At 39.6% G+C, this 14679-nt stretch carries 12 protein-coding genes; 4 read left to right on the top strand and 8 right to left on the bottom strand.

Annotated features, from left to right (window positions below):
* Nucleotides 1-60 precede the first annotated feature (60 nt).
* From FJ709_RS03290 to FJ709_RS03280, 3 genes are all read left to right on the top strand, one after another.
* A complete protein-coding gene (locus FJ709_RS03290; protein ID WP_226413422.1) occupies nt 61-1380 on the top strand; it encodes a helicase-related protein in 1320 nt (439 codons plus the stop codon).
* Nucleotides 1381-1525: 145 nt separating this feature from the next.
* Nucleotides 1526-2218 carry a transposase gene (locus FJ709_RS03285; protein WP_226413420.1) on the top strand — a complete coding sequence of 231 codons (693 nt, stop codon included), beginning with the start codon at nt 1526-1528 and terminating at the stop codon, nt 2216-2218.
* Between the two features lie 176 nt (nt 2219-2394).
* Complete coding sequence (locus FJ709_RS03280; RefSeq protein WP_226413418.1) at nt 2395-3198, top strand: DUF5694 domain-containing protein; 804 nt, start codon at nt 2395-2397, stop codon at nt 3196-3198.
* Nucleotides 3199-3251: 53 nt separating this feature from the next.
* Here FJ709_RS03280 and FJ709_RS03275 read toward each other — a convergent pair whose 3' ends face one another.
* Nucleotides 3252-4721, bottom strand: coding sequence for a peptide MFS transporter (locus tag FJ709_RS03275; RefSeq protein WP_226413416.1), 1470 nt, complete (start codon nt 4719-4721; stop codon nt 3252-3254).
* Between the two features lie 293 nt (nt 4722-5014).
* On the opposite strand from FJ709_RS03275, the gene FJ709_RS03270 reads away from it, so the two are divergent.
* The gene (locus tag FJ709_RS03270; RefSeq protein WP_226413414.1) at nt 5015-6163 is read left to right on the top strand and encodes a hypothetical protein; all 1149 of its coding nucleotides are present in this window, start codon (nt 5015-5017) and stop codon (nt 6161-6163) included.
* A 300-nt stretch (nt 6164-6463) separates the two neighbouring features.
* Here the strand turns inward: FJ709_RS03270 and FJ709_RS03265 are convergent, their stop codons facing one another.
* The 7 genes from FJ709_RS03265 to gcvP all read right to left on the bottom strand — a co-directional run bounded on the left by FJ709_RS03265 (nt 6464) and on the right by gcvP (nt 14617).
* Entirely contained in the window at nt 6464-7039 is a 576-nt protein-coding gene (locus FJ709_RS03265; RefSeq protein ID WP_226413412.1) for a dTMP kinase, read from the bottom strand.
* Entirely contained in the window at nt 7039-8286 is a 1248-nt protein-coding gene (locus FJ709_RS03260; RefSeq protein WP_226413410.1) for a B12-binding domain-containing radical SAM protein, read from the bottom strand. The genes FJ709_RS03265 and FJ709_RS03260 overlap by 1 nt, the downstream gene beginning before the upstream one ends.
* A 260-nt stretch (nt 8287-8546) precedes the next feature.
* Nucleotides 8547-8858, bottom strand: coding sequence for a ParE family toxin-like protein (locus FJ709_RS03255; protein ID WP_226413408.1), 312 nt, complete (start codon nt 8856-8858; stop codon nt 8547-8549).
* A 209-nt stretch (nt 8859-9067) separates the two neighbouring features.
* Nucleotides 9068-9742: a hypothetical protein gene (locus FJ709_RS03250; protein ID WP_226413406.1), complete on the bottom strand. Its 675-nt coding sequence runs from the start codon at nt 9740-9742 to the stop codon at nt 9068-9070.
* Nucleotides 9732-10217 carry a hypothetical protein gene (locus tag FJ709_RS03245; RefSeq protein WP_226413404.1) on the bottom strand — a complete coding sequence of 162 codons (486 nt, stop codon included), beginning with the start codon at nt 10215-10217 and terminating at the stop codon, nt 9732-9734. Before FJ709_RS03245 ends, FJ709_RS03250 begins: the two co-directional genes overlap by 11 nt.
* Complete coding sequence (locus tag FJ709_RS03240; protein ID WP_226413402.1) at nt 10217-11140, bottom strand: hypothetical protein; 924 nt, start codon at nt 11138-11140, stop codon at nt 10217-10219. Before FJ709_RS03240 ends, FJ709_RS03245 begins: the two co-directional genes overlap by 1 nt.
* 588 nt (nt 11141-11728) lie before the next feature.
* A complete protein-coding gene (gene gcvP, locus FJ709_RS03235) occupies nt 11729-14617 on the bottom strand; it encodes an aminomethyl-transferring glycine dehydrogenase (protein WP_226413400.1) in 2889 nt (962 codons plus the stop codon).
* Nucleotides 14618-14679: the final 62 nt, after the last annotated feature.

Below are 14679 nucleotides of genomic sequence, written 5' to 3'. Positions count from 1 at the left end.
AAAATTTTAAATGGTGGACATATTGAAGGTTTTGGTAAATATATTTCATTGTGCCCTATTTTGAAACAACCATCTGCGATAAAAATAGTAGAAGAATTGACACAATATATTGGAGCCTCTGAAAGACAGTTTGGTAAACAGTCATCTTTTTTGTCTTTAATGGAGAGAGGTATAGTCGTTCATCACGGTTCAATGCCTTTAAAGGCAAGGTTATTGATAGAACAATTTGTAAGAGATGGTTATGCGAGGATTTGTTTTGCAACTGCTACCCTAAATCAAGGTATCAATATGCCATTTGATTGCGTTTGGATTGACAACTTTCATAATATGAATAAGTTAACCTTAAAAAATTTGATTGGGAGGGCAGGACGAACAACGCAAACGCCTAATCAATTCGATTTCGGCTATACGATAATAAATAAAGAAAATGTAAATACTTTTAAAATTCGAATTGTATCAACTATTGAACTAGAGCCTACTTCAAAGCTCGATGATGATTCAAAAGATATACCTGAAGATTACTCTGACTTGATAACCGCGATTAAGACTAATACATTTAACGATGATCTTCATTTAACAGAATCACAAGTAGAGCGCCTAAAGAACTCAAATATTAAGTCAGACATTCGATTTGTTTTAGACAAATTGATTCATGGTGATAAAGCAATAGGTGGTCACCAATATTATGAAATAAAGTCATCAGATAGAAGGAAATTAAAAGATAAATTAAAGAAAATATACATCACTCATTTAAAGAGAGACTCTTTAACAAAACAAGAGCAAACGATTTTAAGTGCATCTATTCCTTTATTACTTTGGAGAATTCAAGGGAAAGCTTTTAGCGAGACACTATCTTTAAGGCATTCATACTTAACTAGAAGAGATGAAAGGCGCGCCTTACTTAAGAAATTAAAAGAAAAAGTCGTTTCGCAAAATGAATATAATGAAGCGCTTGATGATATAAAAATTGAATACTCTGCAAGAGCTGAAAGCCTTCCAAATAAAGGCGCTAGAGCAATTAGCTTATTTGGAAGAGGCGCATCAGTTAATACATTTGATTATGACCTATTAGTATATGATACGTATGATTATTTAGATAAAGTTATCAGTTTATCTTTATCAGATCCTTTGTGTGCTGCCCTAACCATTTATTATCAAGAAACCGAAGATTTTAGAGCCAAAATTTTAAAGAACTTTATAAGATATGGAACAAACAATGAAATTGAAATTTGGCTATTAAAATATGGATTTGATCCAGAAGACACTGAATGGATAAGCTTATATATTCAGCACATTGATGAGCAGGGTATTATTTTTATTGATAATCTAAATGACTTAAGTGAAGATCAACTACGTATAATCGAAAGATATATTTATTAACCTCAACTAGGGTTAACAATAGAATAAATGAGGTCGAATAAATGGGGTCAGTAATAAATGGCGTCATAATAAATGGGGTCAGAGTAAACTTAAATTTATTAGCTATACTCTTTAACTCAAGTTACTTTGCAAATGGATCTTGCACATGCCTAGAAAACCTAGAGTATCCCCTATCGGTATTCCTCAACATGTTATTCAACGGGGAAATAATCGCCAAGTTTGCTTCACATCCGAACAAGATTTCAAAGCCTATGCTGGTTGGCTAAAAGAATACTCACGTAAATTTCATGTTGAAATTCACGCGTGGGTATTTATGACAAATCATGTTCATTTGCTTTGCACTCCTCAAAAAGCGAATGCTGTTAGCCTTATGATGCAATCACTTGGCAGACAATATGTGAGATATTTTAATTACACATACAAACGCACAGGTACACTTTGGGAAGGCCGTTTCAAGTCTTGCTTAGTGCAAACCGAAGAGTACTTAATCCAACTATATCGTTATATTGAACTCAACCCTGTCAGAGCCAATATGGTTAATGACCCAGCCGAATATATATGGTCGAGCTACCAAATAAATGCCCTAGGTAAAACCTCCCAACTTTGTACTCCACATCAAATTTACCTGTCAATAAGCCAAAACCCTCAAGCAAGGCAAGCATCTTATCGAGCCTTATTTCAACATCATTTAGACGCAGAAATGATTAGCGACATTCGTCAAGCAACCAATAAAGGCATGGTGATCGGTAGCGACACATTCAAAGATCAAATAGAAAAACTAACTGGGAAAAGTATGCATCCAAAGAAAATGGGACGCCCTTTTAAGGTAATAGAATAAAGTTTACTCTGACCCTCACTTACACTAAAAAATGGTCAGTTCTACTAATACCTTTCGAACTACAAAGCAGAAATTTGCACCACCATCTTGTAATAATATATAAAACAATCGCTTAAGATTTGGCATAGTTTTCGCTTATTGATGTTTAATTTCAAAAAACTCATAAGGTTATTTCGATGAAAAAATTATCTGCTTTAGTCTGTCTGGCAACCGCACTGTTTATTGGGGCTCAAACTGTTCGTGCTGAAGAGCCGGCGCAAATTATGTTGCTAGGTACTTTCCACTTTACTAACCCCGGTTTAGACACGGTAAAAACATCAGTGCTGGATGTTACCTCTGCTGACAGTCAGCAGTATTTACAAACCTTAAGCCAAAAACTGGCGAAGGATTTTACCCCAACAGATGTTTTACTGGAGTGTGCTGTAGGCTTTCAGGGCAAGCTTAATGAGCAATATCAACAGTATTTAAAAGGCGAGTTTACACTGCCAGTGAATGAGAGTTATCAACTCGGATTCAGGGTGGCTAAAGCCGCAGGCGGTAGCGCCGTGCGCTGCTTCGACGAGCAGGAAATACATTGGAATGCTGAGCAGCTGTTTGAACAAATGCCAGCAAAAGCACCGGCCATTCAAGCGGATTTTGATACCTTGATTGCAGAGGTTACTGCCCAAAGTAACGAAATGCATCAGACATTGAGCCTGGCTGGCGTGTTGCGTGCGATGAATTCAGAACAACAATATCGGCTGAATCAATCCATTTACTTACTCAGCAATGAAGTGGGTGCTGGGGATAACTTTGTTGGCGCAGATGCTTCGGCAAGTTGGTGGCACAGAAACTTTCGCATGTATGCCAACATTCAACTAGCGGCCAGCCCGAGCAAGCGAGTTTTGGTGATTGCTGGACAAGGCCATATTGCTGTTATCAAAGATTTTCTGGCCAATGACACTCAGCGCAAAGCGGTGTCTGTTGTCAATTTTTTCTAAGAATAAGTGGGCTAACTGGGGGGCAGAGTATATGACCCCACTTATCCCACAAGTTATCCCACAAGTTCTTTGGCTTTCACCTTTACTTTCACATACCTCTCCAAGGGCGAAATTAGCAAATAAATCACTCCTGTAATCACTGAAACGCTCGCCACAATAGTAAACAATTCTTGCATCGGTAAAGTGCCAATTTGCCCTGCTGCTAGCCCTGCAATTAAGTTACCCAGCGATGCGCCCATAAACCAAATCCCCATCATCTGGCTGACTAAATGTTTAGGTGATAATTGCGACACCGCGCTCAAGCCAATAGGGCTTAAACAAAGTTCACCAATAGTATGCAGATAGTAGGTCACCACTAACCACATAGGGCTGACTCCCGTTGAGCTGGCATCACTAAAGCTTGCGCCCCATGCGAGTACGAAAAACCCCGAACCGAGTAACAGTAAACCAAGACTAAACTTAACTAATACCGACGGATTTCTATGGCCTAACCACAGCCAAAGTCCACCCATGATCGGTGCCATGATAATAATAAACAGGGCGTTGACCGACTGCAGCCAGCTGGCTGGCATTTGCCAACTTAATATTGAGAGGTCGGTATATTGCTTGGCAAACAGGTTCATTGAAGAGCCCGCTTGCTCAAACCCAGAATTAAAAATGGCGTAGCCAATAAATAATAAAAAGATAAGGCCGATGTTTTTTTTCTGTGCGGTTGTTAATTTGCCAAACACTAACGCATAAACAAAAAAGCAAATCGCCAAAGTGACAATAATCACGCCCGTTACACTGGCAACGGCACTTAAGCTGAGGTTAATAACTCCAGTGCTGGCAGCGACGGTAACACCTACAATCAAGCTTATGATGGTGACCGATATTTTAACAAACAGGCTTCTATCTTTGTCTAATTGTTGTTGATTGATAAGCTGGAACGTTCCGGCTTCGCCAAGTTCAGTCATCTTTAATCTATATTGAATCAGTCCGCATACCATACCAATGCCAGCAGCGCCAAAACCTAGGTGCCAATCGATATTCTCACCCAACATGCCGCACACTAGCGGACCTAAAAAAGCCCCTAAGTTTATGCCCATGTAAAAAATTGAAAAGCCAGCCTCGCGTTTTGAGGTGTCGTTATGATACAACTGGCCAACGATGGCGCTGACATTGGGTTTTAATAATCCAGTGCCGATAATGATTAAACCCAGCCCAGTAAAAAAGCCAATTTTGCCTGCAATGGCCATCGAAAAATGACCCAAGGCGATAAATACGCCACCGTAAAATACCGCTTTTTGCTGGCCGATTAGTCGGTCAGCAATCCAACCGCCAGGCAAGGCTAATAGATAAACCAACGCAGTATATAAACCGTAAATGGCAGCGCTATCTTCAGTGCTCATGCCAAAGCCACCTTGCTCAGCGCTGGCGACCATAAACAACAGCAGTAATCCTCGCATGCCGTAGAAGCTAAATCGTTCCCACATTTCGATGAAAAATAAGGTTGATAGCCCGCGTGGGTGTGATTTAAACATTAAGCTCTCCTGATAACTGCGCGAATAGAATGCCAATCGAATACAAATCGATTGGTTACAATTATGTTAAGAGGGCGTGCAGTGATGACCAATCGAGCTAAAGCTAACGAGTGGGAAAAATAGTTTTGCAAGTTTTACAAGTCACTTTAAATAAGCTTTACAGATTGATTTACAGTGGTTTTTTCGCTTTATAGACGTTATGCTCAAGTTAATGTGTTTTATCGCTAGACGGTGTAATCAAACAAAATACAAGCTTATTGTCATTAACAAGGTAACTCAATTCAGTGATCCCTATGCCAAATTTACCCGCAATAACCTTTGCCTATCCGCATTGGTATTTAATCTCTCAACTCTGTGTTTGTGGCATGGCGAGTTTAATTTTTTGGATAACCTATAAATACCCCACCCCTGACATAGAACCACACGACGCTCCGCGGCGGGAAAAAGGACTATTGTTTGTTGCCCTAGCGAGCCTAACCTGGGCTATTTGGCCTGCGCTGGCGTTAATGTTTGACGATGTGAACGTGATGCGACTGTATACCTCAACGTTAAATAGCGTGTTTTTATTGCTAACAGCGGCCTTTTTTGAATATGGCCCTAGACGATTACGTTTATTTCAACTGCATGAACGTTGGGTGTGGATGGTGATTTGTGGCGGCCTGGTGGTCGCTTCTGTCACCTCCAACATTGATAATCGGTATTGGAAATACATCCCGGATGTTATTTTATCTGTCCTAACGTTAAGTATTTTAGGTTGGGTCATTTGCGTGACTTTTTACCAACGAATCAGCAAACAAGCCGCACTTATTGCTGGCACTATTATTCTGTATGCGTTGTTTGCGCAAATGTTAGAGGTAACCCATCTGTTTACCGATGCACAATGGCAACCGCCAAGCGAAACGCGGTTAATTATTAGTTTAACCTCCAAAATATTGTTATTGATGGTGTTGCTGTTGGTTGCCATCAGTTGGTTACAAGAACAATGGCTCGCGCAAGTTAAAGAAAACAGTTTGGCAAAATTGCCTGAAAATCTGATCAACATTCATATTACTGGCAGGCGCGACCCAGACAATCAGCGCCGTTGGTTGGTGAGCGTACAGCAGCACTCATCAACAGAAAATGAGCCTGTAATGCACAGTTTAACCAGCGTACCGCATTTATTATTCATTCAGTTTGCCCTCAGAAAACAGCTCAACAATCAAGTTGATGGTGGCATGATGAACACGGTTGAAGACAGTTTTTACCATGCCGATCTGAATAAAATTCATAAAATGCTGGGCTTGAATGTACCGACGTTATTTAAAAATTTCGGCCGTAATGGCTGTTATGCCATTCGCAACAACATTAGTGTGACCTTAAATGAACAGGAATTAGCCAAAGATGCTGATGTTTTAGGCTTAATCAAAAAAGAGCAGCACAAATTAGCCGCTGTGACTAAATGACTTGATGTGATGAAGCCATTCCAGCAGCCACTATATTTGACAGTGTCAGCAAGCCATTGTGCATAAGATGGAGTACACAAAAAAGCGACCCATAGGTTCGCTTTTTTAATGCTTTTACACAGAATACTGAATGAAGCCTACAGCTAAGAGTAATGGCGTAATAAATTGGTCATAATCTGAAGAATTAGCACGAGTAAATGCCATGGATACAAAATAATTTGTATCTAAATCCCTCTAAATTGTCACTCCCATTAATGCACATATTCAACGTGACATCGAGTTCATTTATACCGATATGGTCTATCTGTTAGTAAGAAGTATACAGATATGCTTCACAAGCTGATCCACTGTATCATCTGCATTAACAGCCAAAAAACAGCCTGTTATATCATCCTTAGAATACTCTGAATATAGATAACGCAACTCGTCATCTGCTGCTTTTGAAAGCGTTAAATTATCTTCTGAATTTGAACTTTCTCGCTTAGCTAGGCGAATTACTCTTTGCGGTAATGGTAATTCAAGATAGATCGTCACATCTGGAGCTAATAAACTCTCCTGAATATCTAAAAGCTTAAAGTTGTTACCTTCGCTTTTCCAATGATGATACACCTGTGTAGATAACCAATACCTATCAACGATAACCGTTTTCCCTTTTGAAATGAGTTCACGAATATTATTAGCAACAGAGACAACCGTGGACATATAAAATAACTGCCGAGCTTGAACGTTGTCTTTATATATCAACTCTAACTCATTACGTATGTTACTAAACTTATCGCCTGGCGTAGTAAGAAACACAGCACCCATTTCTACAGCCAATGCTTTAGCTATTGTTGATTTACCTACACCGTCAAGTCCCTCTATTACAATAAACATTATGATGCCACCTTAGATATCATTAGGTCGTTGGCGTAAGAACGCATCAACATCCACTCTGCGCGGGTAAAGCTATCGCACTCAACCACATGAGGAATGCCGCTATCATCGATGATCTCTTCAACAATACTATGACGGTTCTTATTTTCAGCGAGTTTTGTACCTTCGAGCAACATCAAAGGAAAAGCCTTAATGTTACTGATATTTCTCTGCTGTAAATATGCAATACTTTGCTTAAAACTTTCGAGAGTTTGACCGGGCAACCCATAAATAAGACTTACCTCAAAAGACTGCTTCCATTGCTGAAGTAACTTAATATTTTTATCAACTCTATTCATATTGTTTGCCCTTTCAATAATCTGGGATTCTTCTTTATCCGTGGTTTGTAAGCCAAACTCCAAATGAACATTTAGTTGAGCGCAAAGTGCTAGAAACTCATTAGTTATCCGCTCAAAACGAACCTGTAATGACAATAAAGCCGTTAATTTTATTTTTATTGCATAGTTAAGAATTTCAATATGATTAGGTTCATTATTAAAAATAGGATCAAGAATGTTGATTTTTTTTACCGCTTTTATTTTAAATAAATCTAACTCAGCTTTTATTTTCTCTATTCCAAGTAAGTGAACGCCTTTATCTTTTAAGTCCCGATGAGCGCAGAAATTACATTTATAAACACAGCCTCGTCGAGTTTCCCAATGGATCATTTTCTGCCCAAATTTAAGCGATATTGTTCCATCTAAATAAGGTGATGCTAAAGTTTCAAAGTTTACGGTTTTCTCAATGATCTGACTTGTTATTGCGACATCATTCAATATAGATTCCGGCAACGCAGCTTCACCATAACCTGGAATATAAAAGTCACCACTTGGGTATAATTGACGGCAGGTTTTCTTATTTATTTGATAACCACCAAGAATGATTTTTCCTTTAAACCCTTTTTCTCTACAAAGTTTAATGATGGGTTCAATAAGATCAGAACTCCATACATAGCAAGCTAACGCTAAACGATCTAGTTGCACTAAAGGGATTACTTTATTAATCGAATCAACTATTTCAATTATGGATAATTGCTCTTTAGCGACATCTGTCATAGGTATAGCTAAATGACCAATTGTAAACTTATTGTTATAATCAGCATGACTTCGACACGCTGATAGTAAACTACCTGCGGCAAAGCCTGTTCCACTTTTTCCACGCTGGGTAAAGTCAAAAGTAACTAATAATGCACGTTTAATTTTATTCATTTCTGTAAAATTCCATCTTTAACATTGAAGTGCTCACTGCTGAGATGAGCACTTCTCCTATTTACGAATATTTAGATTTACTTGTTATTCTGCTGCTTTTACTTACCACGATTACCTTGTGCTTGATCGTATTGACGGTTAGTACCATCAGTACCTTTGTTAGCATTTTTTTGATTAGTAGCATTATCTTTAGGCTTAATTTTTTTAGACATTTCAATTTCCTTTTTCATTAACTTAATTGAGTTACGCAACCAGAATGATTAGCGCCTTCGTCTATTGATTAAGGTGGTAAAATACTGACGGGGATACAGCCCTAATGAAATCCATTCCTTCCCATTAAAACCTATGAGCATGCGGTAACGTCTTCCAATACGCATACGATATAGATTGGGTAGACAACGAATTTTTTTTGCCCCAAGCGCTTGTGGATGCTCGCCAACAGTTAGTTGTGTGATGAGAGCTCCATGTCTTTTAAGTAATGAACTAGAAAGGTTACTTAACGAATATTTAGGATTAGTTTCATAAGCAGTGGGAACATTTGTAAGATTCTTTTTTAAAGACTTAAGCATCATTCGTTCCTCTCGCTGGTTTAGTAGCTGAGTTGAACTTAGACGTTAATTGGTGCTTTAAGGTCTTATCAGTGGGACTTAAATTTTTTGTATTAAGCAGATAAAACAAAATTAGTTGATACATAATCTTCTCCTGTTAACCAGCACGCTCTGTGCTGACTTCAGAAACAAGTATCAAACTGTGAGTTTCACAAAAAAGACCTAAATTGAATTTAATTATATTTATTTAGTAATTCGTAAAAATCCTCATACTCTTTGCATTTAGCTTGATAAAGTTGCACTAACCATTGCCCTTCAACACTAACAAAATGCTCTGATGACTGTTCTAAAATCTGGCCTAGTTGTTCAAACTGATTTGTTAATACCGCTTTAATTGCACAATCATATGGAGAGGGATTATTGTCAGCCATAATCACTTTAACAATTAAATCTACCGAGCTGTAATCACCATCACTAAATGGATAAGGTACTTCATCCGCTTCCCAGTCGATATTCTCTCTGGCAAAAAACGCCTCTAACTCAGGTAAGTTTGACTCTAATGCTTGATAGAGCATTTTCTTAGCCCGCCACTCAGCAAAAAATTGCCCTAGTGCTTCTTTACTAGGTACATCATCATTGAGACACTTGGTCACAATTCCATAATCATTAAACAAAGTATCTAGTACGACTAGATTTCTAACAAATTTACAACTCCCAGTACGAATTGGACGTGGGGTATATTTATTAGCCTCAGAGTTAACATCTGGCTCACTTAATAGCCTATTTTTAAGACTTTCATTTTTAACATAATAATTAAGGCGATCACGCAAACGCTCAGGAAGAAGTTTTCGTTCAACTCCAAGCGCACGTGATGCTACCGCTGCGATACTGTTACCTTTACTGGCCATATTGATACTCGTTACAACCAAAATGGTAACCAATACGATTTACCGCATCCTCAGCACTGAGGCCAATAATCCCTTTAGCAATATCTAGATACCTGATTCCATGGGCCTTATTGCATATTGTCGAGACTTTATAGATGGCCCCAACACACATTCCTGCTAGTGTGGCTTCAGATAATGAGGTACTCAAAAAGGGAACTAAAGCTTCTTTTTTTTCCACAAACTCAGAGCAAGCATTAGGTAAATCTTCAAAGCTATCAAGGTAGATTATCTCGTAGCGACTATAGCGAACGTTGATTTTTTCAAAACCAATACATTGACCTGACAAAAAAGCTTCAGAGTAAGATGTCGACATTTTGCCAAACATAGCATTTTGTTGCTCTTTGTTTTCTTTACATGCTTCAGTTATATCGATATCTAATGCCGAAACTGAACGGCAAAAAAGTAAAAGTGATAGTAAAATTATTATTCGGTGCATTATTTTTTCACCTTTGCATCTGCACAATTTGCAGCATCATTCAGCACTACTTTTTTGTTATCAGAACCAACTTTAGGTTTACTCGTCTCACGAGAGTGCTCCCAAATGACAAATGAAAAAATTGCCAATCCTATGATTATAAAATCATCGCGCCAATGAGGCTTAACGTCAAATATAACTACAGAAGGGACCACTATAAAAAACATTGCGTATAAAACAACATTTTGGGAGCAAATACTGAGAAAACTAACCAAGAATCTCAATGGAGTTCTAGCCGATATCTTATATTTTTTTATTTTTTTTATAGCGATACAAAAAATATGAATAACAGAAACCAAAACTAAAAACATTACGATTAAATTTTGTTGAGTTAATATAAATAAACTTAACGCTACAACAGCTAATATTAAACAGCTAACAATTAGTAATATCGAGTGGGAAAGCGCATAGAACCAAGGGATCGTTTTTTTTTGTTGCGAGACATGCTTAGCACGAGAGAAGAAATAAAATTTTGCCGAAGCCCTCTCTTCTTCAGCTTTTTTTTGTTTATAAAGTTCTGTAAAAAAATTTACAACTAATAAATGAGCGGACTTATATTTTTCAAATCCCAAGTTCGATAAAGTAAAATCGCTGTCAAGCTTGAGCTGTTCATCTGTTTTCTTAAGATAATGTAGCTTTTCGATTATCTCGGAATTGATATCTTTAAGTTCGCTAACCAGCATGTCATCACTAGATTTTAAACCCAATTGTTGAAGTAGGTGGTGTAGATTACGCCTCCATAACTCCATCAATTCTAAATTCGATAATTCAGATTTAGGATGTAAGCTGCCATCTGAAATGACAGTAGCTGTATTATTTTCAATATCGAGTGCTTCAGAGATCCCTTGATGATCATGTTCTGAACTTTTAAATGTAGATTCCATCCTAACCCTTGAATTATTATCTAAAAAAACGGCATCACATTAACAAAGTTCAATATAAATTTAAATAACTTATTTATATTAGCAGGTTAGATTAAAGCATTTTGCATCTACCTTTATTTCATCCAATAAAAAAGCGAACCGCACTATTCGCTTTTTTATTGCTTTTATTCGGATCATTGAACGAAGCCCACTGCCACCATAATTGCGTAACTGCCGCAAACAAGACAAAAAAGCCGCTGGTTTTTACCGTCAAGTTGACTGGTGTCAATGTAAATGAATAAAGCTGGATTCCGGCTCAAAAGCATTACCGGAATGACGTAAATAAACATTACCGCCATGAGGTGTGTTTAGAACTTTTCTGGTGTGACACAAACAAAAAAGCGACCCGAAGGTCGCTTTTTTAATGCTTTAGGTTCCGGCTCAGAAGCATTACCGGAATGACGTTTGGCCTACTACGACCATAATTGCGTCGCTGGCGATGATAAGACAATGAAGTTTGAGGTTTTCGCCGCGGAGTTGACTGGTGTCAATGAGCAGTAAAAACCTTAAACTGAAGCCGTATTATCGAGGCCAAGTAGCCATTATCATTTACTGATAATCTTCCATTGGTGCGCAAGAACACATCAAGTTTCTATCACCATAAACATCATCAATACGGTTTACCGTTGGCCAGAACTTGTTGGCTTTAGCTGATGCTGTTGGGAACACGGCTACTTCACGGCTGTATGGACGTGAGTCAAACTCGCTGTCCATAATGTCAGCTAGTGTGTGCGGTGCGTTATGTAATGGGTTGTTGTCTGCTGGCCACTCGCCTGCTTCTACCTTGGCAATCTCGCCACGAATAGAGATCATAGCTTCGATGAAACGATCTAATTCAACTTTAGATTCAGATTCCGTTGGCTCAATCATTAAGGTTCCCGCTACTGGGAAGCTCATAGTTGGCGCGTGGAAGCCGTAGTCATTTAGTCGCTTAGCGATGTCCATTTCAGTTACGCCTGAGGTTTCTTTTAGCGGACGTAAATCAATAATACATTCGTGCGCTACGCGGTCATTACGGCCAGTAAATAATACTGGGTAATGTGGTAGTAGCTTTTTCATGATGTAGTTAGCGTTCAATAATGCTGTTTGGGTTGATTGCTTAATACCCTTAGTGCCTAACAGCTTAATGTACATCCAGCTGATAGGTAAAATGCTAGCACTGCCGTATGGCGCTGCTGATACTGCACCGTTATGGTCGCTTACACGACCTGGCTTAACGACTACGTGACCCGCTACAAATGGCGCAAGATGGGCTTTAACACCAATTGGGCCCATACCTGGACCACCGCCGCCGTGCGGGATAGCAAAGGTTTTGTGTAGGTTTAAATGGGATACGTCAGCACCGATAAAGCCTGGAGATGTTAAACCAACCTGGGCGTTCATGTTAGCGCCATCTAAGTAAACCTGACCACCAAACTCGTGCACTATGTCACAGACTTCGCGGATGGCTTCTTCATACACACCGTGGGTAGATGGGTAAGTGATCATGATGCACGATAAGCTGCCTGCTAACTCAGATGCTTTAGCACGTAAATCTTCTAAGTCGATGTTGCCTTGTTTGTCACAAGCAGTCACCACCACTTGCATACCAGCCAATTGCGCCGATGCTGGGTTAGTACCGTGAGCAGATTGTGGAATTAAGCAAATGTTACGATGCGCGTCGCCGCGAGATTCGTGGTATTTCTTAATCGCTAACAGACCAGCGTATTCGCCCTGTGCACCTGAGTTTGGTTGAATACACACTTCATCGTAGCCGGTGATTTTAACTAAATACTCAGATAATTCGTTGATTAACTTAGTGTAACCCTTTGCTTGGTCTAGTGGGCAGAATGGGTGCATGTTAGCAAATTCTGGCCAGCTTACCGGTAGCATTTCTACTGCCGCGTTTAGCTTCATGGTGCATGAACCTAACGAGATCATTGAGTGATTTAGAGCTAAGTCTTTGTTTTCCAAACGCTTGATATAACGCATCATATCGGTTTCGCTTTGGTAGCGATTAAACGTTGGGTGGGTCAAAATAGCGTCTTGACGCACTAATGCGTCAGGAATTGATTGGCTACCATTTGCGACGATTTGCGCATCTAATGCCGCAACATCTAAGCCATGGCCTGCGCCTAAAATCACATCAAACAGTGCTGCAACGTCTTTACGTATGGTGGTTTCATCGAAGCTGACACCAAACACGCCATCAGCGTCGATACGTAGGTTGATTTCTGCTGCTATAGCACGGGCATTAATGGCAGCAACATCGGCGCCTTTAACACTGATGGTGTCAAACCAGGTGTTATTGACTAGGCTTAAACCTTTAGCTTGTAAGCCTGCGGCTAGAATGTCAGCAAAACGGTGAATGCGTGACGCAATAGTTTTTAAGCCTTGTGGGCCATGGAATACTGCATAAAACGATGCCATGTTGGCTAGCAAGATTTGCGCAGTACAAATGTTTGAGTTGGCTTTTTCACGGCGAATATGTTGCTCGCGCGTTTGCATTGCCATGCGCAGTGCCTGGTTACCACGGGCGTCTTTAGATACACCAATGATACGACCTGGCATTGAGCGTTTGTGCTCGTCACGGGCAACGAAGAAGGCTGCGTGTGGTCCGCCGTATCCCATTGGTACGCCAAAACGTTGTGCACTACCAAATACGACGTCTGCACCCATTGAACCTGGTGACTTTAATAACACTAATGACATGATGTCAGTCGCGACGGTAACGATAACTTTATTGTCACGTAATGTGGCAAATAACTCAGAATAATCGCTAATTTGACCATGACGGTTGGTGTATTGGAATAAGGCGCCAAATAGCTCGTAATTAACGGCCTCTGATGCTGGGCCAACTACCACTTCAAAACCAAAACATTCAGCACGGGTTTTGACTACGTCTAATGTTTGTGGGAATACGTCATCGGCAACGAAGAATATGTTAGCTTTTTTCGCTTTAGACACACGCTTGGCTAATGCCATAGCCTCTGCCGCTGCGGTGGCTTCATCTAATAATGATGCGGAGGCTAAATCAAGACCGGTTAAGTCCATCGACACTTGTTGGAAGTTAAGAATAGCTTCTAAACGACCCTGGGCGATTTCTGGCTGGTAAGGGGTGTAAGCTGTGTACCAACCTGGATTTTCAAACACGTTACGCAAAATAACATTAGGCACTTGTACGCCGTAGTAACCCATACCGATATAGCTTTTGAATACTTTATTTTGATCGGCAATGTCACGGATGTAGCTAATACCTTCAGCTTCGCCACAAGAATCACCTATGGTGAGATCTTGGGGTAAACGAATTTTTCCCGGCACAGTTTGTGCGGTTAAGTCTTCTAAAGACTCCGCGCCCACAAAGTTCAACATTTCTTGTTGTTGAGCTGCACTAGGACCAATGTGACGAGTTAGAAATAATTCGTGCTGTTCTAATTGTGTAAGAGTTTGCTTGGTCATGGTTAACCTTGTTCCAAAAATGCCAGTTGTGAGCTGTAGGGCACAGTAACTGGGTATGTGTA

Origin of the sequence: Shewanella glacialimarina, assembly GCF_020511155.1 — a bacterium.
Classification (GTDB): Bacteria; Pseudomonadota; Gammaproteobacteria; order Enterobacterales; family Shewanellaceae; genus Shewanella; species Shewanella glacialimarina.
This window is presented reverse-complemented; position numbering and strand designations above follow the sequence as displayed.

Excerpts from the sequence above, each read along its gene's own strand:
- FJ709_RS03265 (WP_226413412.1), bottom strand. The coding sequence starts at position 7,039 with ATGTTTATTGTAATAGAGGGACTTGACGGTGTAGGTAAATCAACAATA.
- FJ709_RS03250 (WP_226413406.1), bottom strand. The coding sequence starts at position 9,742 with ATGGCCAGTAAAGGTAACAGTATCGCAGCGGTAGCATCACGTGCGCTT.
- FJ709_RS03275 (WP_226413416.1), bottom strand. The coding sequence starts at position 4,721 with ATGTTTAAATCACACCCACGCGGGCTATCAACCTTATTTTTCATCGAA.
- gcvP (WP_226413400.1), bottom strand. The coding sequence starts at position 14,617 with ATGACCAAGCAAACTCTTACACAATTAGAACAGCACGAATTATTTCTA.
- FJ709_RS03285 (WP_226413420.1), top strand. The coding sequence starts at position 1,526 with ATGCCTAGAAAACCTAGAGTATCCCCTATCGGTATTCCTCAACATGTT.
- FJ709_RS03255 (WP_226413408.1), bottom strand. The coding sequence starts at position 8,858 with ATGATGCTTAAGTCTTTAAAAAAGAATCTTACAAATGTTCCCACTGCT.
- FJ709_RS03245 (WP_226413404.1), bottom strand. The coding sequence starts at position 10,217 with ATGCACCGAATAATAATTTTACTATCACTTTTACTTTTTTGCCGTTCA.
- FJ709_RS03260 (WP_226413410.1), bottom strand. The coding sequence starts at position 8,286 with ATGAATAAAATTAAACGTGCATTATTAGTTACTTTTGACTTTACCCAG.
- FJ709_RS03240 (WP_226413402.1), bottom strand. The coding sequence starts at position 11,140 with ATGGAATCTACATTTAAAAGTTCAGAACATGATCATCAAGGGATCTCT.
- FJ709_RS03280 (WP_226413418.1), top strand. The coding sequence starts at position 2,395 with ATGAAAAAATTATCTGCTTTAGTCTGTCTGGCAACCGCACTGTTTATT.
- FJ709_RS03270 (WP_226413414.1), top strand. The coding sequence starts at position 5,015 with ATGCCAAATTTACCCGCAATAACCTTTGCCTATCCGCATTGGTATTTA.